Annotated in this window: 17 protein-coding genes; 13 read left to right on the top strand and 4 right to left on the bottom strand. The window is 32.7% G+C overall.

Going from position 1 to position 18,966, the window contains the following annotated elements:
* Positions 1 to 62: 62 nt before the first annotated feature.
* The 7 genes from DFQ09_RS04520 to DFQ09_RS19175 all read left to right on the top strand — a co-directional run bounded on the left by DFQ09_RS04520 (position 63) and on the right by DFQ09_RS19175 (position 6,815).
* Complete coding sequence (locus DFQ09_RS04520; protein ID WP_115808476.1) at positions 63 to 2,831, top strand: heavy metal translocating P-type ATPase; 2,769 nt, start codon at positions 63 to 65, stop codon at positions 2,829 to 2,831.
* 10 nt (positions 2,832 to 2,841) lie between these two features.
* Complete coding sequence (locus DFQ09_RS04525; RefSeq protein ID WP_115808477.1) at positions 2,842 to 3,429, top strand: DUF2911 domain-containing protein; 588 nt, start codon at positions 2,842 to 2,844, stop codon at positions 3,427 to 3,429.
* A gap of 1 nt (position 3,430) precedes the next feature.
* Complete coding sequence (locus tag DFQ09_RS04530; RefSeq protein ID WP_115808478.1) at positions 3,431 to 4,138, top strand: PepSY domain-containing protein; 708 nt, start codon at positions 3,431 to 3,433, stop codon at positions 4,136 to 4,138.
* A gap of 24 nt (positions 4,139 to 4,162) precedes the next feature.
* Entirely contained in the window at positions 4,163 to 4,654 is a 492-nt protein-coding gene (locus DFQ09_RS04535; protein WP_181897146.1) for a DUF305 domain-containing protein, read from the top strand.
* On the top strand, positions 4,644 to 6,422 hold the full coding sequence (locus tag DFQ09_RS04540) for an efflux RND transporter periplasmic adaptor subunit (RefSeq protein ID WP_115808480.1): 1,779 nt from the start codon (positions 4,644 to 4,646) through the stop codon (positions 6,420 to 6,422). Before DFQ09_RS04535 ends, DFQ09_RS04540 begins: the two co-directional genes overlap by 11 nt.
* A 35-nt stretch (positions 6,423 to 6,457) precedes the next feature.
* Complete coding sequence (locus DFQ09_RS19170) at positions 6,458 to 6,613, top strand: hypothetical protein (protein WP_394347263.1); 156 nt, start codon at positions 6,458 to 6,460, stop codon at positions 6,611 to 6,613.
* Between the two features lie 76 nt (positions 6,614 to 6,689).
* A complete protein-coding gene (locus DFQ09_RS19175; RefSeq protein ID WP_394347264.1) occupies positions 6,690 to 6,815 on the top strand; it encodes a hypothetical protein in 126 nt (41 codons plus the stop codon).
* Between the two features lie 277 nt (positions 6,816 to 7,092).
* Here the strand turns inward: DFQ09_RS19175 and mddA are convergent, their stop codons facing one another.
* Together mddA and DFQ09_RS04555 are read right to left on the bottom strand one after the other, a co-directional pair.
* Entirely contained in the window at positions 7,093 to 7,824 is a 732-nt protein-coding gene (gene mddA, locus DFQ09_RS04550; RefSeq protein WP_115808481.1) for a methanethiol S-methyltransferase, read from the bottom strand.
* Between the two features lie 104 nt (positions 7,825 to 7,928).
* Positions 7,929 to 9,128 carry an alpha/beta fold hydrolase gene (locus DFQ09_RS04555; RefSeq protein WP_115808482.1) on the bottom strand — a complete coding sequence of 400 codons (1,200 nt, stop codon included), beginning with the start codon at positions 9,126 to 9,128 and terminating at the stop codon, positions 7,929 to 7,931.
* Positions 9,129 to 9,976: 848 nt separating this feature from the next.
* On the opposite strand from DFQ09_RS04555, the gene DFQ09_RS04565 reads away from it, so the two are divergent.
* The gene (locus DFQ09_RS04565) at positions 9,977 to 10,909 is read left to right on the top strand and encodes a sterol desaturase family protein (protein WP_115808484.1); all 933 of its coding nucleotides are present in this window, start codon (positions 9,977 to 9,979) and stop codon (positions 10,907 to 10,909) included.
* 36 nt (positions 10,910 to 10,945) lie between these two features.
* Here the strand turns inward: DFQ09_RS04565 and DFQ09_RS04570 are convergent, their stop codons facing one another.
* Positions 10,946 to 12,751 (bottom strand): SLC13 family permease, encoded by a 1,806-nt coding sequence (locus DFQ09_RS04570; protein ID WP_115808485.1) that lies wholly within the window; start codon positions 12,749 to 12,751, stop codon positions 10,946 to 10,948.
* A 208-nt stretch (positions 12,752 to 12,959) separates the two neighbouring features.
* Between DFQ09_RS04570 and DFQ09_RS04575 the strand changes: the two genes are divergently transcribed.
* Entirely contained in the window at positions 12,960 to 13,826 is an 867-nt protein-coding gene (locus tag DFQ09_RS04575) for a phospholipase A (protein ID WP_115808486.1), read from the top strand.
* Positions 13,827 to 13,838: 12 nt separating this feature from the next.
* Here the strand turns inward: DFQ09_RS04575 and DFQ09_RS04580 are convergent, their stop codons facing one another.
* Positions 13,839 to 14,837: a metal-dependent hydrolase gene (locus tag DFQ09_RS04580; RefSeq protein ID WP_115808487.1), complete on the bottom strand. Its 999-nt coding sequence runs from the start codon at positions 14,835 to 14,837 to the stop codon at positions 13,839 to 13,841.
* 462 nt (positions 14,838 to 15,299) lie between these two features.
* Between DFQ09_RS04580 and DFQ09_RS04585 the strand changes: the two genes are divergently transcribed.
* The 4 genes from DFQ09_RS04585 to DFQ09_RS04600 all read left to right on the top strand — a co-directional run bounded on the left by DFQ09_RS04585 (position 15,300) and on the right by DFQ09_RS04600 (position 18,685).
* Positions 15,300 to 16,100 (top strand): hypothetical protein, encoded by an 801-nt coding sequence (locus tag DFQ09_RS04585; protein ID WP_115808488.1) that lies wholly within the window; start codon positions 15,300 to 15,302, stop codon positions 16,098 to 16,100.
* A gap of 33 nt (positions 16,101 to 16,133) precedes the next feature.
* The gene (locus DFQ09_RS04590; protein ID WP_115808489.1) at positions 16,134 to 16,988 is read left to right on the top strand and encodes a class I SAM-dependent methyltransferase; all 855 of its coding nucleotides are present in this window, start codon (positions 16,134 to 16,136) and stop codon (positions 16,986 to 16,988) included.
* 73 nt (positions 16,989 to 17,061) lie between these two features.
* Positions 17,062 to 17,499, top strand: coding sequence for a GNAT family N-acetyltransferase (locus DFQ09_RS04595; protein ID WP_115808490.1), 438 nt, complete (start codon positions 17,062 to 17,064; stop codon positions 17,497 to 17,499).
* A gap of 91 nt (positions 17,500 to 17,590) precedes the next feature.
* Positions 17,591 to 18,685, top strand: coding sequence for an alanine racemase (locus tag DFQ09_RS04600; protein ID WP_115808491.1), 1,095 nt, complete (start codon positions 17,591 to 17,593; stop codon positions 18,683 to 18,685).
* The last annotated feature ends 281 nt before the right edge of the window (positions 18,686 to 18,966 follow it).

An 18,966-nucleotide genomic window follows, 5' to 3' on the forward strand; every position in this document is an offset into this window, starting at 1 on the left:
TAGAAAAACGTATGCTTTAAAACGGTAATACATTTGTTATTAAATTATAAAGAACAAATAAAATGAAACACACATACCACATACACGGAATGACTTGCAACGGTTGTCGCAGTCATGTTGAAGACATACTTTCAAAAATTGAAGGTGTTTCGCAAGCCACAGTTAATTTAGAAACCGCAGAAGCTACTATTGAAATGGAATCCCATATTCCTATTGAAAAATTTCAAGACGTATTAAAAAAAGATGATGGACGCTATAGTATTCATAAACTAGGTGAGCATCATGATATGAAGGATGAGATTCCTACTTCCGTGGGAATGGGAATGAAACACACATACCACATACACGGAATGACTTGCAAGGGTTGTCGCAGTCATGTTGAAGACATACTTTCAAAAGTTGAAGGTGTTTCCCAGGCAACCGTCAATTTAGAAAAAGCAGAAGCAACCATTGAAATGGAATCCCATATTCCTATTGAAAAATTTCAAGAGGCTTTAAAAAAGGATGGTGGACGTTATAGTATTCATAAACTAGGTGAGCATCATCATGTGAAGGATGAGATTCCTACTTCCGTGGGAATTGAAAAAGGAAAAGGCACAGGCACATTCTATTGTCCGATGCATTGCGAAGGTGATAAAACCTATGATAAGGCAGGAGATTGTCCGGTCTGTGGAATGGATTTAGTTGAAGAACAGAATCTGTCCACGTACGCTTCAGAGCAATGGACTTGCCCTATGCATCCAGAAGTCGTAAAAGATGAGTCTGGTCCGTGTCCTATATGCGGTATGGATTTAGTCCCTATGCAACCCGATATTTCTTCAGAAGAGAAAACCTATAAAAAGCTCATAAAAAAGTTTTGGATTGCCGTGATATTCACATTGCCAATATTTTTAATAGCGATGAGTGAAATGATTCCTAACAATCCATTATATGATGTTTTGGAACAAAAAAACTGGAATTGGATTCAATTTGGACTATCCATTCCTGTCGTGTTTTATGCGACGTGGATGTTCTTTGAACGTGCTTACAATAGTATAAAAACATGGAATCTCAATATGTTTACGCTTATTGGCATTGGAGCAGGAGTGGCTTGGTTGTTTTCTGTTTTTGGGATGTTTTTTCCGGACTTTTTTCCAAATCAGTTTAAAACAGAATCTGGATCCGTACATGTGTATTTTGAAGCAGCGACGGTTATACTTACATTGGTATTACTCGGACAACTTTTAGAAGCGCGTGCACATAGTAAAACCAATTCCGCAGTAAAAGAGCTCTTAAAATTAGCGCCAAATAAAGCTATAAAAATAGTAGATGGCGAAGAGGTTGAGGTCAGTATTGATAAGATAGAACTGAACGACATTTTAAAAGTAAAGCCAGGTGAAAAAGTTCCAGTTGATGGTTCTATAACCGAAGGTGATACCAGTATCGATGAATCTATGATTACAGGAGAACCTATTCCTGTAAATAAATCGACAGGTGATAAAATCAGTAGCGGGACTATTAATGGCAATCAATCGTTTTTAATGAAAGCGGAGAAAGTTGGTAGTGATACCTTATTGTCTCAAATTATTCATATGGTGAATAATGCCAGTCGAAGTCGTGCACCAATTCAAAATTTAGCCGATAAAGTTTCAGGATACTTTGTGCCTGTCGTTGTCATTATCTCATTAATAACATTTGCAGTTTGGGCCATTTGGGGACCAGAACCAGCTTATGTTTATGCTTTAGTCAATGCGATAGCTGTTTTAATTATTGCTTGTCCGTGCGCACTTGGATTGGCAACACCAATGTCAGTAATGGTTGGTGTGGGTAAAGGTGCTCAAAATGGAGTATTGATTAAGAATGCTGAAGCCCTTGAGAAATTAGATAAGGTAGATACGCTTATAATTGACAAAACAGGAACCATAACTGAAGGGAAACCTACGGTAGAAACTGTTGGGACTTTTAATGATGGTTTTAGTGCTAATGAGATTCTACAATATATTGTGTCGCTTAACTCTCATAGTGAGCATCCATTAGCAGAAGCAACTGTTAAATATGGTAAAGCGCAAAAAACAGAAGTTTTAAAATCGGACGGATTTAGTGCTGTTACAGGTAAAGGCGTAGAAGGCAACGTAAATGGTAAAAAAGTAGCCTTAGGTAATCCTGAAATGATGGCACATGCGAATGCAGACATCTCATTAAAAATGGAGGAAGAAGCTAAAACTTACCAAAAACAAGGTAAAACGGTATCGTTTTTAGCAATCGACAGTAAGGTTGTTGGTTACGTTGTTATTGGCGATAAAATAAAAGAGACTAGTGCAAAAGCTATTAAAACACTTCAAGATAAAGGGATTGCTGTTGTAATGCTTACAGGTGATAATCATGATACAGCACAAGCAGTAGCTTCAGAATTGAATCTAGCCGATTTTAAGGCGAGTATGTTACCTGAAGATAAAATGAAAGAAGTAGAGCAACTACAAAAACAAGGCAAGGTCGTTGCCATGGCAGGAGATGGTATTAACGATGCGCCAGCTTTAGCAAAAAGTGATGTTGGGATTGCCATGGGTACAGGCACAGATGTTGCCATTGAGAGTGCAATGATCACTTTAGTAAAAGGAGATTTACATGGTATTGTAAAAGCTAAAAATTTAAGTCACTCTGTGATGAAAAACATTAAACAAAACCTGTTTTTTGCACTTATATATAATACTGTAGGTATTCCGATAGCAGCAGGTGTTTTGTTTCCTTTTTTCGGGATTTTATTGTCACCGATGATTGCAGCTCTAGCCATGAGTTTTAGTTCGGTTTCTGTAATCGTAAATGCATTAAGATTAAGAAATATTAAAATATAATTATTTGTAGATGAAGAATTTAATAGTAGTACTTGTAGTGACACTTTCCGTTTTGAGTTGTAAAAATGAAGCAAAACAGACGGTTGACAATGAACATGAAAATCATGTGACAACACTTGAAAAGGAGGAAACCCCAAAAAAGAAAATATTAAGTCCTCATACATCTGCTATGGCAATGATTGACGACGCACATATACATATCGATTATTCATCACCAGGCGTTAGAGGAAGAATCATTTTTGGTGGTTTAGTTGGTTATGACAATGTATGGCAAGCTGGAGCACATAATGCAACTTGGATAGAAACCAATAAAGATTTAGTTATAAATGGTGAGGTTCTTCCAAAAGGCAAATATGGTTTTTTCACAATCCCTTCCAAAGGCGATTGGACAGTTATGATCAATAAAAATTGGGATCAACATGGTAAAGATGAATATGAAGAAAAGGATGATGTGATTCGTTTTAAAGTTACCCCAAAAATTTCTGAGGATATTCAAGAACAACTCGAGTATAAAGTAGTAAAAACCAGCGAAAATTCTGGTTTGATAAGCATGAATTGGGAGAAAATAAAAATAGAATTTCCGTTTACAATAAACTAATATGGTTAACAGGCATACTGCATTAAAAATCAGGAAGACACATCGCTATTTAGGGATCTTTTTAGGAATCCAATTCTTAATGTGGACGATAAGTGGTCTCTATTTTAGTTGGACAGATATTGATGAAATTCACGGTGACCATTTTAAAAAAGAAGTGCCGCAGCAAACGGCTTTCTCTAATTTATTGGGAACATCTCAATTGGAAAACAAGACACTTATCGAGTCTTTAGAATTATTGGAGATTGCAGGTCAGCCTTATTATTGGATAAATGAAAGTCAATTATATAATGCCATTTCAGGTGAGATAAAGGAAGAAATTACAGAACAAGAAGCTATTAAAGTAGCAGAGCGTTACATGTTACCTGAATTGGAAATCGAACACATACAAAAAATTAATCAGGTTGGTGCACATCATGAATATAGAGGTAGGCCTTTACCGGCTTACGAGATTTCATATAAAACCGATGAAAACCTGAAAGCTTACATCGCAATAAATAATGGTGCTTTTCAAACGGTGAGACATCGCGATTGGCGTTGGTTCGATTTTTTATGGATGACACATACTATGGATTACCAAGGACGCGATGATTTTAATACGATTGTACTGAGAGCATTTTCAATTTTAGGGTTGATTACAGTATTAAGTGGGTTTTTATTATGGTTCACGTCTTCACCGTCCGTGAGAAAATTAATAAAAAGAAGTAAATAATTATTAACACAAAAATCAAAAATTATGAATTCACAAGAACACACAAATCACAAAGAGGGTATAGGAAATTATACCAAATTCTTTTTAATGTTAGGGGCTTCATTTATAGCCATGTATATCACCATGTATTTAAATACCTATGCTATAGACCACGTGTATTTTAGTATGACACGTTTTTATATGGTTTGTTTAGGAATTTCAGCAATGGCAGTGATAATGCTTTTATTTATGCTGAAAATGTATAAAAGCAAAAAGAAGAACACAGCAATACTTGTTGGAAGCTTAGTGCTTTTTATCAGCGCGTTAGGTTTGGTAAGGGTACAAGCACCAATTGTTGGAGATGTGCTTTGGTTAAAAGGAATGATACCACATCATTCAATAGCAATACTTACAAGTGAACGCGCAGATATTCAAGACCCAGAAGTAAAACAACTTGCGGAGGATATTATTAAAGCACAACGTAAAGAAATAGAAGATATGAAAGCCATGATAAAACGATTAGAAAATGAAAAATAATAAAATAGTCATATATATAGGCATACTCGCAGTTGGTGTGTTGTTAGGATGGTTGCTTTTTAGTAATTCACCTGTTAAAGAAACGGAGCATAATCATAATGCTGTAGCAGAAACCAATCAAATGTGGACGTGTTCTATGCATCCGCAAATTATGCAGCCCGAAGCTGGCGATTGCCCTATCTGTGGAATGGATTTAATTCCTGCGGAAAGTAGTGCTGAAGGATTAATGGCAGACCAATTTAAATTGTCAGAAAACGCTATGGCATTGGCAAATATTCAAACATCTGTTGTAGGAAATGGTCAAGTAGAAGATAATGCCATTAAATTATCTGGGAAGATTGTAGAAAACGAAGAAGCAAACGCTGTACAGGTGAGTTATTTTTCAGGTCGTATAGAACGTTTAAATGTCAGTTTTACTGGAGAAGATGTAAGCAAGGGGCAACTCTTAGCAACAATTTATTCACCAGAATTGTACGCTGCACAACAAGAATTAATTACAGCGTCATCTTTAAAAGAATCGCAACCAGCATTGTACAAAGCTGTGCGAAATAAATTAAAACTTTGGAAATTATCAGAAAACCAGATCAATCAAATTGAGAGTTCAGGAAAAGTAAAAGAAAATTTTCCTGTATATGCAACGGTTTCAGGTACTGTTTCTGAAAAATTAGTAGAACAAGGAGATTATATTAAACAAGGACAACCGCTGCTTAAAATTGCAAATTTGAATACGGTTTGGGCCAATTTTGATGTTTACGAAAATCAGCTTAATTTATTTAAAAAAGGCCAAGACATTTCTATAACTACTAATGTCAATGCGAGTAAAGAGGTTAATGGAAAAGTAGATTTTATAGATCCTGTTTTAGATGCTAAAACTAGAACTGTAAAATTAAGAGTAATTCTTAAAAATAAAGATGGTGCGTTTAAACCAGGAATGTTTGTGGAAGGTAAAGTAAAAGGAGTCACTTCTAGCTTAGCATCTGTTGTAAAGGTTCCTTCATCTGCAATATTATGGACAGGAGAACGCTCAGTTGTGTATATCAAAGCAAACCCGAATGAACCCGTTTTTGAAATGCGACAAATAACTCTAGGCAATTCTATTGGAGATAATTATGAAGTTTTAGAAGGTTTAAACGATGGAGACGAAATTGTTACAAATGGGACGTTTACTATTGATGCCGCAGCACAATTGCAAGGCAAAAAATCGATGATGAATAAAATAGGAGGTAAAATGACGACTGGTCACGAGGGGCATCTTGGTATGGGGAATACGGCTTCGGAAAATAATGAAAATCATTCCAATATGAATGAAAGAGTAGAAGTGTCTAACGATTTTCAAAAGCAATTAAAAGTAGTTTTTAATGGTTATATACAATTGAAAGATGCTTTGGTGCAAGATGATCTAAATAATGTGGTAGCAGAGTCAAAACAACTATTGGATGATTTATCTAACGTAGATATGGCATTATTAACAGACCGTGACACGCATAAACATTGGATGGCCATTGAAAAAAAGATAAAAGCTGATGCTATTTCAATTTCTAAGACCTCTAAAGTTGAAGACCAACGACGCTATTTTAAAAGTCTTTCTGCACACTTAGCAAATGCCATTGAAGTATTTGGAATCAATGAAATAGTGTATCATCAATTTTGCCCAATGGGAGATGATAATAAAGGTGCCTATTGGTTGAGTAAAGAAGAAAAAGTGATTAACCCTTATTTTGGAGGAGAAATGCTGACTTGCGGAGAAGTGAAACAAATAATAGATTAAATAGAAATCAATTAATAACAATTAAATTTTTAAAAATGAAGAAAACAATTTTAAGTGTCGCTGTAATTTTTGCTTTAGCTTTCACAAGTTGTAAAAACGAAACCAAACAAGACACAGAAACTTCAACAACAGAAGTATCTAACGATATGGCTATGGCAGATATTTCTTTTGGAGTAAGAGGTAATTGTTGAAGGTGTTGAAAACGCAACTTGGAATGTTGAAAAAAAGAAAATAGCGGTGTCATTTGACGATTCTAAAACAGATGAAATGGCAATTCATAACGCAATTGCAGCTTCAGGTTATGATACAGAAAAAGTTGCAGGTGATTTGGAAGCCTATGAGGGTTTACCTGGTTGTTGTAAATATGACCACGACATGGCAATGAATCAATAGGTCAGACTTAGAAATTAAAACCCAATTTATTAAAATTGGGTTTTAATTTCTAACTCAAGCATAAGTATAGTTAATCTATTTGGTTAATAATACTTATATAAGATTACTGATTTTTTGAGTGATTGATTTTGTTCTTCTTTGTACCTCAATGCTAGTTAAGTTTTAATATAAAAGCGATTGTTAATTCTATATTGAGAAATAATAAAATGATAAGAGCATAGGACTGGTCAATACCAACGATGAGTATATGTGTGTTCAGACTATTACACTTATGGAATTACTTTTTTGTAAAAGGAATTATCATAGGAACTTCTTTTTGATAGGTTTCATATTCTTCTCCAATAAATTTACGAAGATCCTTTTCTTCTAAATATTTTACCGCTACAAAAATGTAAAGTGTGGTTACAATACTAAACAATAAATGTCCCATTGTCATTACCGGTGTTGCCCAAAAAGCAATTAAAAAACCTAACATTATAGGGTGTCTTACCAATTTATAAAAATAATTTGTTTGAAATTTTGGGTTTGGAGTTTTCCTGTTTTTTAGATTATCAAAGATTTGTGTAAGACCGAAAAGTTCAAAATGGTTAATCATAAACGTAGATAGTAAAACAATAAGCCAACCTAGAAAAAATACGCCAATTAGAATACTAGAGAGAATCGTATTTTCTACGTCCCAAACTATAGTCGTTATGGGTTGCCATTTCCAAAAAATCAATATTAAAGCTAAACTAGATAGTAGAATATACGTACTACGTTCCATAGCCTGACTAAAGATAGAATTAAACCATTCTTTAAATTTTGGTCGTGCCATTATACTATGTTGTAAAGCAAATAGGCTTAATAATATAGTATTGGTTAAAATAGCATTAAGTAACGTAGGTTCAACTCCAGAGTCTATTGTTTTTGGAACATATATGTTTCCTACAAATCCAATAGCGTAAAGGAAAGCAATAAGAAAAATAAGGTATGCTAATGCTCCGTAAATTAAGATGGCTATCTTTTTCATTTGATTTCGTTTTTGGTTACTAAACAAAATTCAATTAAATCAAACAGATTTGATATGCTTAAAAATTCAAAAAGTATGCTCTAAGGTTCAGGTACTTAAAAAAATTAGTAATAGTTTTTATTTATGGACTTGAATTGATGCGGAGGTAATTTAAATTTTTCTTTAAATGATTTAATAAAATGAGAGTTATTTATAAAACCACTTTCAAAACATATTTGGTTTACGTTTAAATCACTTTCCATTAAAAGCTCTTTTGCATATTCTAAACGTTTTGTCTTTACCCATTTAAAAGGTGTCGTGTTAAAGCGGTTATTAAAATCTCTTTTAAAAACAGATAAGCTTCTTCCGCATAGTTTTGCGAAATCTTCTATTTTTAAATTGTATTGAAAATTATTGAGCATTGTTTTTTCAATATCTATTTTAGTGTATTTACTTCTTGTAGTAACGAACTGTTTTATTTTTATAATAGGTCTTATTCCTGTAATAAATTCTTCCATTTCCTCGATAACAGAGTTGGTGTCGCCTACCCAAAAACAATGATCATTCCCTTTAAGTTCCACAAATTTAGAATTAGGTATTCGGTTTGCTATATATTTTGCTTCTTCGATATTTACATCAATATCATGAGTTCTATGAAGAATTAAGGTTGGAGTGTTTATACTTTTTAAAATATCTGAAATATCAGTTTCTGTATTCATTTTGGCAAGTGCAAGTGCTGCTCTAGGACCAGCAGCAGAACGCAAATAACTTGCGAACCAATCGTAATATTCAGGATTATTAGCCATAGAAGGCATTATTATTTCTAACCCCATTTTTTTTCCATTTCCCCATTCTTTTTGAATTGTTTGGTAGAAAAGTTCTCGTTCTTCTGTTTTAGGGGCCCAAGGATAGTCTACTGTATATTTTCGTTTTGCAAAAATGCCAAACGTAATCAGTGAAATGACACGTTTTGGGTATCTAGCGGCAAAAAGGCTTGCTATTGTTCCACCTTCAGAATGACCAAAGAAAATGGCTTTTTTACTTTTAGCAGCATCCATAACACTCAAAATATCATCCATTCTTTCATCAAGAGAACATAATGGGTTTACTCTATCAGAGAGCCCAGTACCTCTTTTATCAAATAAGACTAGTCTCGAAAATTGAGTAAGTCTTGTCAGAAATTCAGAAAGTTTGTAATCTAGCCACATCATATCAATGTTTGAAACCCATCCTGGTATAAAAACAAGATCTATAGAACCTTGCCCCACTACTTGATATGCAATATTAGTAGCATTGTTTATTGCATATTTTGTAATTGGCTTCATAAATTCTAAACGAATAAGGGTTTTAAGAATATGCTACAACCTGTTGGTGTTTGATTTGCGCGCCTTAGAATCCGTAGGATTTTCTGTCGTTGCGAATTGTACGTTTAAAGATATAAATTTTATTTGTTTTTATACCACTGTACTTTTACCACTTAATAAATTAGATGGACTTAACGAAAAGCAGGTTATTCCGAACTGGTCAATGAATTTAATGAAATTTTTAGCCATGAAATCCCTAAAGTTTGAAAACTCATTTTTTAGAATATCTTGCTTAAAATTATTTTTATCAGAACTGCTTATTCTTGGTTCAAGAATTTGATAAAGCAAATTAAGTTCATTTTTATCACTAGTGAATTTTAATATATTCGGTATTTGATCGAAATCTGAAAGCGAATCGCGAATTCAATTTAATTAACTGGTAGTAATTTGGTTATGGTTTTTGTGCAATAGCGCACAACGTGTTATTTAAACTAAATGATGTTCTTTATCTCTTTCTAGATAAGATGTGTTTAAATACACCGTTATACGTTTATAAAGTTGCAATATCGTTTAGATATTTATATACGTGACTTTACATAGTTTTATAAAAAAGAGATGTTTGTGTGTTTTTTTAAGTACTTAGTTTAGGACTTATTCCTGTATTAGGACGATGGTTTAATTATTTTTAAATTTCAAAAATTCGGATTTTTAGTGATGTTGATGTATCTTCACAAATTAATTTTAGTAACACGACGTTTATTTTTTTTTATTAATCATTTTTATTAAATTTTAATGAAAGGTTTTAACGAATTGTTTTCTTCAGAATTTAGACTCATATAAACAACCCAATTTTTCAAAATTAGTAGTAAATGGATTTTACAAACCCTTTAGTTTACGGTGTTCCGTGTTTTTTAGGTCTTATTGCTTTAGAGCTTACATACAGCAAGGTTTTAGATAATAAGGAACTTTACAAATGGAAAGATTTAATATCTAGTGTATCGCTTGGTGTTGGGTCTGCTGTGCTTGCTGCGTTAATAAAAACGGTATCTATAGTCGTGATTTTTAATTTTGCCTATGATATTTTTAATCCTATCGTTGATGGTGTCCGTACGAATATAATGGGGTACGAATCTTTTGGGTATGTCTGGTATATTTGGGTGATTTGCATGCTTTTAGATGATTTTACATATTACTGGTTTCACAGACAAAATCATATGGTTCGGTTTTTCTGGGCGGCACATATTGTGCACCATTCTTCAGATAATTTTAATTTAGGAACTGCTGTTAGAAACGGTTGGTTTACTATATTTTATAAGCCGTTTTTCTATGTTTGGATTGTAATGATTGGTTTTCCACCAGAAATGCTTGTTGTTTGTTTAGGTATTGAAGCCTTATGGCAATTTCAATTGCATACACAGTATGTTAAGAAAATGGGTTTTATTGAGAAGTTTGTAAATACTCATACGATGCACCAAGTACACCATGCTAGAAATATCGAATATATGGACAAAAACCACGGTGGTTTTCTAAATGTTTTTGATAGAATTTTTGGAACTTGGAAAGAATTAGACGAAACTATTGAGATTGAATACGGAGTGTCTACTCCTCCAAATTCCTATAATTTATACGTTATTCTTACTCACGAATACAAAAATATTTGGGAGGATATGAAAAAGTCTAAGAATTGGTATCACAAGCTGATGTATATATTTGGACCTCCAGGTTGGAGTCATGATGGAAGTACATTGACTATTAAACAAATGAGGAAAGAGATGGCTAAAGGAAATAGTGTTGAGAAATAATAATACCTCGACCTAAATTTCTTACTACTTAACGCTCTACAAGCTGCTTGAAAGTAAAAGTGTACCAACAATCCAAAGTGTTATAGATAAAATACCCCCAATGATTAAGAAGTGCTTAAACTTATAAGCACCCGTACCATAAATCAGCGTGTTCGTTTGGTAGCCCACAGGTGTAAAAAAGCTAAAATTAGAGCCGAACATTACAGCCAATAAAAATGGCTTTATGTCTAGGTTTAAGCCACTCGCAACAGCAATGGCAATAGGTGCCATAATAATTGCAGTAGCGTTATTAGATATGACGCCAGACAAAATTATGGTGATTCCAAATAGTAAGCCTAAAACAATGGTTGGATCTTGGTTGCTCATTATATTTAGTAAATGATTGGATAACCAAATATCGGCTCCACTATTGGTCATCGCAATTCCTAGAGGAATCATACCAGCAAGTAAAAATATGATTTGCCAATTGACCTTTTGATACACACTTTCTAGCTGAATAATATTGGTAAGTAACATCGCTGAAACTCCAACAAGTGATGCCGTTAATATGGTAATTACGCTAGTTGCGGCTAGTGAAATTACACCTAACAGAATCAGCAACGCTAACATTCTTTTAGACTTTGAGACATTGGGCTTAAACTCATGCTCATTTAAAATGGCAATATTTTCAATATTATATAAGTCTGAAATCTTGTGTTCTTGCATTTCTAGTAATACGCGGTCACCAGGTTTAAGGTTAATATCATCAATGTTTTTACGTAATAGGCGCTCTTGCGTATTTCTTAGATTTCTACGTTTTTTTATGGCGATAGGAAATGCGCCTTCAAAAGACATACGACGTAAACCTTTTAGCGTTTTTCCTATAAGATTAGAACCTGGTAAGATAAGCGTTTCAATATAGGTTAGATCTTTATCTCCATCAATGTCGCTTAAGTTTTCAAGTTGTTTTTTTTGTCGTTCTTCATTTAAAACAAAACCGTTTTCCTTCATAAGAGCTTGGAAATTATCTAAATCACTCATCAATACTAAATTATCTTTAGCCATAAGTTTTATGTACTTTCCGGGATCATTAATAACTTGATTGTCTCTAATTAATTTGAGCAACTTAGAATCCTCTTGGTTTAAAAATTCAATCTCACCAAACCGTTTGCCTATCAACGGTGAATCTTCCGTTACTTTAACCGTAAAAACATAAGATTCAGTTTTATAATCACTAGATAGATTTCGTTCTTTGTTCTTAGGTAAAAATCGTGATGCAAAGGTCATTATAACCAATCCAATTAGAAAAAATATAATACCATACCAAGTGAATTCAAAAAAGCTAAAAGCCTCTACACCATGTTTTTTAGCAATGGCATTTACAATTAGGTTGGTCGATGTTCCCATTAATGTACAGCTCCCACCAAGAATTCCAGCAAAGGAAATGGGCATTAATAAACGCGATGAAGAGAACCCGTATTTTTCTGATAATCTTGTTACTATTTTTATAAAGATGATAACCACAGCCGTTGTACTGATAAATGCAGAGATACTAGCAGATATAATCATAAACGCAGGAGTCAACAAAATGAGCGGTAATATTTTTAGTTTTTTAATACCATCAGAAAGCAGCTGAATTACTCCATTTTCTTCGAGTCCAACAGCTAAGATCATTAAGGCTAAAACGGTGATTGTTGCCGGATTTGCAAAACCGCTAATCGCTTCTTCAGGTGTCGTTAGTTGTAATAAAACTAGCGCGACTATGATGAAAAATGAAATTTTATCAACAGGAAAGAGCTCTGTGATAAAAAGTAGTATGCTTACACCAATGATGATAAAGACTAGAATTATTGAGAGCTCCATAAAATTTTGAGATAAAATATAAATGTAATTACAGAAAAAATAGAAGGGGTGCTCATTTAGAAATTTGATTACTCTAATTACAAACTGAAAAAAATGATCATATTTTTGTTTTAGATTAGTGTAATCTGTATTTGAGTTAAGTAAGTTGGTTACTATTAATCATCTTTGTTTCTTAAAATTAATACGATCTGAAATTTTATAACTTCCTATGACTAAATTTATACACAACTTTAAACTCCTTAAAGCAGCAAGCCTTATTCTTTTGATGATTTTTGCTACAACCACATTACATTCGCAAGCCTACACGAAAGAAGAACTACAAGATTCTATTGCTCAGCAGCCTTATTTTTCTATACACAAAGACAATTTTTTAGTTACAGGTGTACCTACTAATAAGTCAATAAATAGTGCCACAGCTAATGCGAAATATCAAATAAGTTTTAAACAAATTTTGACGCGAAGTAAATTACCGTTAGACACTTATTTGTTTTTAACCTACACTCAGAAGTCATTTTGGAATATCTATGAAGATTCGTTTCCATTCAAGGATATTAATTTTAATCCTTCTATAGCGATAGGTAAGTTTTTCTATGATAAAGAGAATCGTTTAAAAGGAGTAGGGACGTTATCTTTTGAGCATGAGTCTAACGGTAGAGATAGTATTGCCTCTCGTAGTTGGAACCGTATAAATGTAGAATATACTACTGGTATTTATAAAAATACAGTAGCTAGTTTTAAAGCTTGGTTGCCGTTTGCTTATAAAGAAGGTAATCCAGATCTTCTAGAATACGTTGGGTTGGGGCAAATTAACGTGTCTCATACCTATCGACCAGATAAATTAATTTTTGATTTAAGATTGCGAAAAGGTTTAAATTTTGAAGGAAAAGGATCTGTTAGAGCACGAGTTTATTACAATCCATTTAGTAATAATATTTCTAATCAATACTTAATGTTAGAATGGTATGTTGGCCAAGCTGAAGGTTTGCTAAACTATCAACAATCACAAAGTATGATTAGAATTGGTTACGTTATTAGAACTAATGAGTTTAGATGGTTTAATGGAAGAAAAAAGTAAATAGCAAACCGCTTAATTTCCTTTAACACGTTTCCATAAATCTAACATCAATTGTTTACCGTCTCGCTGTGTTTTTTCTTGTTCAATAAAGCTCACATTTCCAAAGGAATCTATATCTATTAAATATTTAAATACAAAATTTTGAGATTGAGGTGCCATACTTAGTAATCCAAAACGAAGATCGTTAAAGTACAATTGGTCATCAACTGTATTAATGGTATACCAACCTTCCGAAATCGCAATCATACGTTTTACCTTTTCATTTTCAACTAAGTCTCCTAATAATTCATGATTCTTAGGATACGTCTCAAACGTAATGTCTTTAGTGTCAAAAAAGGAATAAGTCCCCAATAAATAGGCGTTTTTCGTTTCCACATTCGCATTCCATAATATGGTATTAAGTGGAGACGGTCGCGTGTCTAATTCATTGTAATCAATATTTTGCATTAGTAATTCGTCTTCAAAATGAGTTATTGCAACATCTTTTAAAATGAACGTTAAGGCTAAATATGCGGTACTGATTGTAAGACCAAGACCATTATATAGTCGGCGTTTTTCAGAAGTACGCTTTTGTAACATGGCCAAAATTAAAAACACTAAAAAGGGTAATGTATATAATGGATCAATTACAAAAATGGTTTTAAAGGCCAATCTTAAATCTAAAGGCCAAAAGAATTGTGTACCCCAAGTGGTATGTGCATCTAACATAGGGTGCGTAATTAAAGCCCAGAAAAACAGCCATGACCAACCTTTAAAACCTTTATAGCTTTCATAGCGTGAGACGAGCCAACCAAAAATAGGGGCAAAGAGCAATGAGAATATAATAGAATGAGTAAAGCCACGATGAATGGCTAATGCAGAAACGGTATCCGTAAAGTGGGATGCAAAAATGTCTAAATCTGGTATAGTACCAGCAATAGCACCGTATAAAATAGCTTTATTTCCAACTTTTCTACCTAAAACGGCCTCGCCTACGGCAGCTCCTAAAACGATTTGTGTGAGTGAATCCATAATATGTTCAAAGATAATCTTTAGAATGAAAATACTACGAAAACTAGTTAAGATGTAAACGAGAATTTGGTACTTGCATTTTTAAATTTATAGAAGAAGGAGGTTGTTGTTTACATTGTGTATTGAAAAAAGATCAGATTGTTTGTGTGCTAATTGATTCTTAGTCACTCAGCCTAAATTCTCGCTTTTCATAGGAAATGTATTGTTGTTTTAAACTTTTTTTTGAACTTTCACCATTTGTGTATCGCTTGAGTTTAAGTTTTTGATTTTGAGTTGTTTGATGGGGAGTTGATTTACTTATTTTAAAGTTGGAATAATGTTATAAAGAAAGTAAAAGTTTCTAATTTATTGAAGTATATTCACTATCTATAGTTGTAAAATGAATGGTGTGCTTTCTAAAAAAAGCACAAATAAAATAACAAGAAATTCTAATCTATAAGCATTAATTAATGTAAATAAAGTATGAGAAGTTTTGTAAAAAAATATGAAGTTTGGATATTTCTAATTCTTTGTCCTGTGGTAAACGTACCTTTTGTACAGGCAAGAATTGAAGGTTTTATTTCAGAATCTATATATATGACAGGTCGCTTTTGCATTCTATTATTTATTTTAATTTGCTTATTGCTGTATACTAGAGGGCTGAAAGGTGTAATTAATTTGTTTAAGCCTATGCTAACTTGGAGGGTTCATCCTAAATGGTATCTTTTAAGTTTAATTTTTCCATCAACAATAGCGCTTATTACATTGGTATTAAAAAGTACCTATTATGATGTTGAGGTTGATGCGTTCATTAGTATTAAAACCACAACTCTTAGGGCTTATCTCGCTTTCTTTGTTTGGGCTTTTCTAGGTGAAGTTGTATGGGTTAGTTATTGTATCCGAGAATTATCTAAAAGTATAAAGCCATTTTATGCAGGTCAAATTGTAGCTGTTTTTTGGACGTTATGGTTTATTCCTGTAATTCTTCTAGGTGAGGGTATTTTACCTGAAATCCCAATAGTATCTGCGTTTATTTTTATGTTTGGTGTTGCAGGAATGTGTGCTTTTATTTATAGTCATACTAAAAGTGGTATTTGTGTACTGCTATTACAATCTATGGTGAATTTAACTTTGGTATCATTCCCAATAGCGCCAACAAATGGAGGCGCACCTACATATACGACCTTTGGTATCATTTATTTTTTAACAATGTTAGGATTATGGGGTGCCGATTACCTTATAAAAAATAATAAAAAGAAGAAGCTGCAATTAAAACGCTCATAAATAATGTCTAATATTAATGTTTAAGCTTTTATTATGAAAGGAAAAATCAGGTCTGTTTTAGTTGGGTTTCTTACAAATACTGTTGGTAGTCTGCTTGTTACCTTACGCCCCCAAAAAGTGAAGCAATTATCAGAAAAAGGATTAACCCTAGTGTTGGGAGATAATTTAAGCTTATCTGAACGCTTAATGCGTAGAGCCATTCTTAAAAAAATTGAAAAGAATGAAGACCATGATCAGTTGGCGCAATTACATAAGACGTATTGGGCCAAGCAAGGAGATCATTTTGTAAACAACACAGAAGATAATTTAAAGAATATTCACTTGCCTGCTTACAAGGATACACTCGATGTTCTTAAAAATGAAATTTCAAATGCACCTATGGCATTCGAGAAATTAGTAGAAATAGGAACAGGTAATGGTAGTGTTTTAAATTACTTGTCATCAAATTATCCTGATATAAAAGATTTTATAGGAATAGACCTAAGTGAAGAACAAACCAAAATTAATCAAATCAACTATAAAGATAATTCTAAGTTGAAATTTATTGGTGGAGATGTTCTCGATTGGCTAGAAAATCAGCAACAAGGTAATTTTGTGTTTTTAACTTTTAGAGGAGTTTTAGAATATTTTACACAACAACAGCTCATTGTTTTTTTTAAAAAACTAAATGCTTTAGGTAATATTATATTCTATGCGATAGAACCTACGGATTCAGAGCATAATTATGAGACCAATCAAAACTCTAAAGTCTATGGAGTAGAAGGATCTTTTTCTCATAATTACGAAAAACTTTTTAAAGACACGGGATTCAACGTTTGGTATTCAGATGCAAAAAGTGAGTCAGGACACCCTTATATTATAAAAATTGTAGGGTCAAAAAACTTTTAATAATAATTTTCATTCAATCATTTTGAATGATAAATTCTTTAGAGGTTATTGAATAATAACATAATAATTAAAAATGAAGACAACGACATACGATGCTTTAAATAAAATAACCGCTTTAGAAAGGGAGCGCGTTGCCAATTTTATATTTACACATTTAGAGAAATATGGTGACCCCATAACTGCTATAAAAAAGGCAATAGACTATGCTGTAAAAGATCGTCCTAGTTTAGGAGGTTATGTATTTGTAATGGAAGAGGAGGAGAAGATTGTAGGTGTTGTCGTTATCAATAAAACAGGAATGGATGAGTATATACCAGAGAATATTTTGGTCTACATTGCAACTCATAAAGACCATAGGAGAAAAGGCTTTGGGAAAAAATTAATGGAGTATGCTATTAGTAATTGTGAAGGTAGTATAGCCTTGCACTGTGAAAAAGATAATCCTGCCAAAATGCTATATGAAAAGTTAGGATTTACTAATAAGTATTTGGAAATGCGATTAGAAAAATAAAAGTTGCGACAACAAAAAAATGCTAAGTAGCTTAAGTATTAAGCATTAAGTAGTTTACGCTTTTTCAATCTATAGACAAAAACAAATTGCAATGGCAGAGTTAATTATACATTCAGAAAAAATAAAAGAAAATATTAAGTTTTTAAGTCATTATTTTGAAGCTCATAATATTGAATGGAGTTTAGTTACCAAAGTGTTTTCTGGAGATAATACTTTCATTAAGACGATTTTAACTAAAGATGTTATTGAAAAAATAAAATCGGTTAGTGACTCAAAATTAAGCAGTTTAAAAACCCTGAAAGCAGTATATCCTAATTTAGAAACTATTTATATTAATCCACCAGCATTAGCCCATGTTGATGATGTCATTGATTATGCTGATATTTCATTGAACACGTCGATTTCTACAATTGAAGCATTAAATGCGTCTGCAAAGCAAAAAAATCGGATTCATAAAATCATTATTATGATCGAATTGGGTGAATTACGCGAAGGCATAAATAATGAGGATGTTGTAGCATTTTATCAAAGTGTTTTCAATTTATCTCATATTGAAGTCGTAGGTATTGGTTCAAACTTAGGATGTATGTTTGGTATAGAGCCAAGCTATAATAAGTTAGAGCAATTGTCTTATAGTAAAGCGCTTATTGCTTCAAAATTCAATAAAAACCTAAAACTTATATCTGGTGGTACATCTATTACCCTTCCGCTAATTGAAGATAATTTAGTGCCAAAAGATATCAATCACTTTAGGATAGGTGAGGCTGCTTTTTTAGGTGTTTGTCCATTAGAAGGACAACAATTTAAAGGCTTGCATAAAGACACATTTGAATTCTATGCAAATATTATAGAGCTCATTGAAAAAAATGTAGTGCCAGGAGATGTCATAACTGATTCTAACAACGGACAGGCAATTCATAATGATAGTAATCGTAGTACGCTTAAATCTTATAAAGCTATTTTAGACTTCGGTTTATTAGATGTGGATAAAAATGATTTAGGGGCTGAAGATAATTTTTTATTTGTAGGCGCAACTTCAGATATGGTCGTTATTGATGTGGGCGACAATAAAACAGAAGCAAATACAATAAAGTACAAGGTTGGAGATAAAATAAAGTTTAGACTAAACTATATGGCTGTTGCTCGGTTGTTAAGTTCCAAATTTATTCATAAAGTATATGTTTGAGTGTTAATATGAGAATGTGTTTCTAATAATACTTCTTGTATTTATCAAAGAAAATATAGAAATTTACTTACGTTTTGTTCTATAGCGTTAGGTTGTAAATTATCATCACTATATTTACTTAGAATGCTGTAATTGGAATATTTTTATGATAAAAAAACCTTTATATTAGGGCTTTATTAGTCAGCAGGTTAATAGGTTTTAATGTTAGTTATATTTTTATGAATTAAATCGGTGTTCTTTAACAGAGAAAATTGTTTTATGACTAAAATTTTTCATCTAAA

The sequence above is a fragment of the Winogradskyella pacifica genome, assembly GCF_003386275.1.
Taxonomy (GTDB): Bacteria; Bacteroidota; Bacteroidia; order Flavobacteriales; family Flavobacteriaceae; genus Winogradskyella; species Winogradskyella pacifica.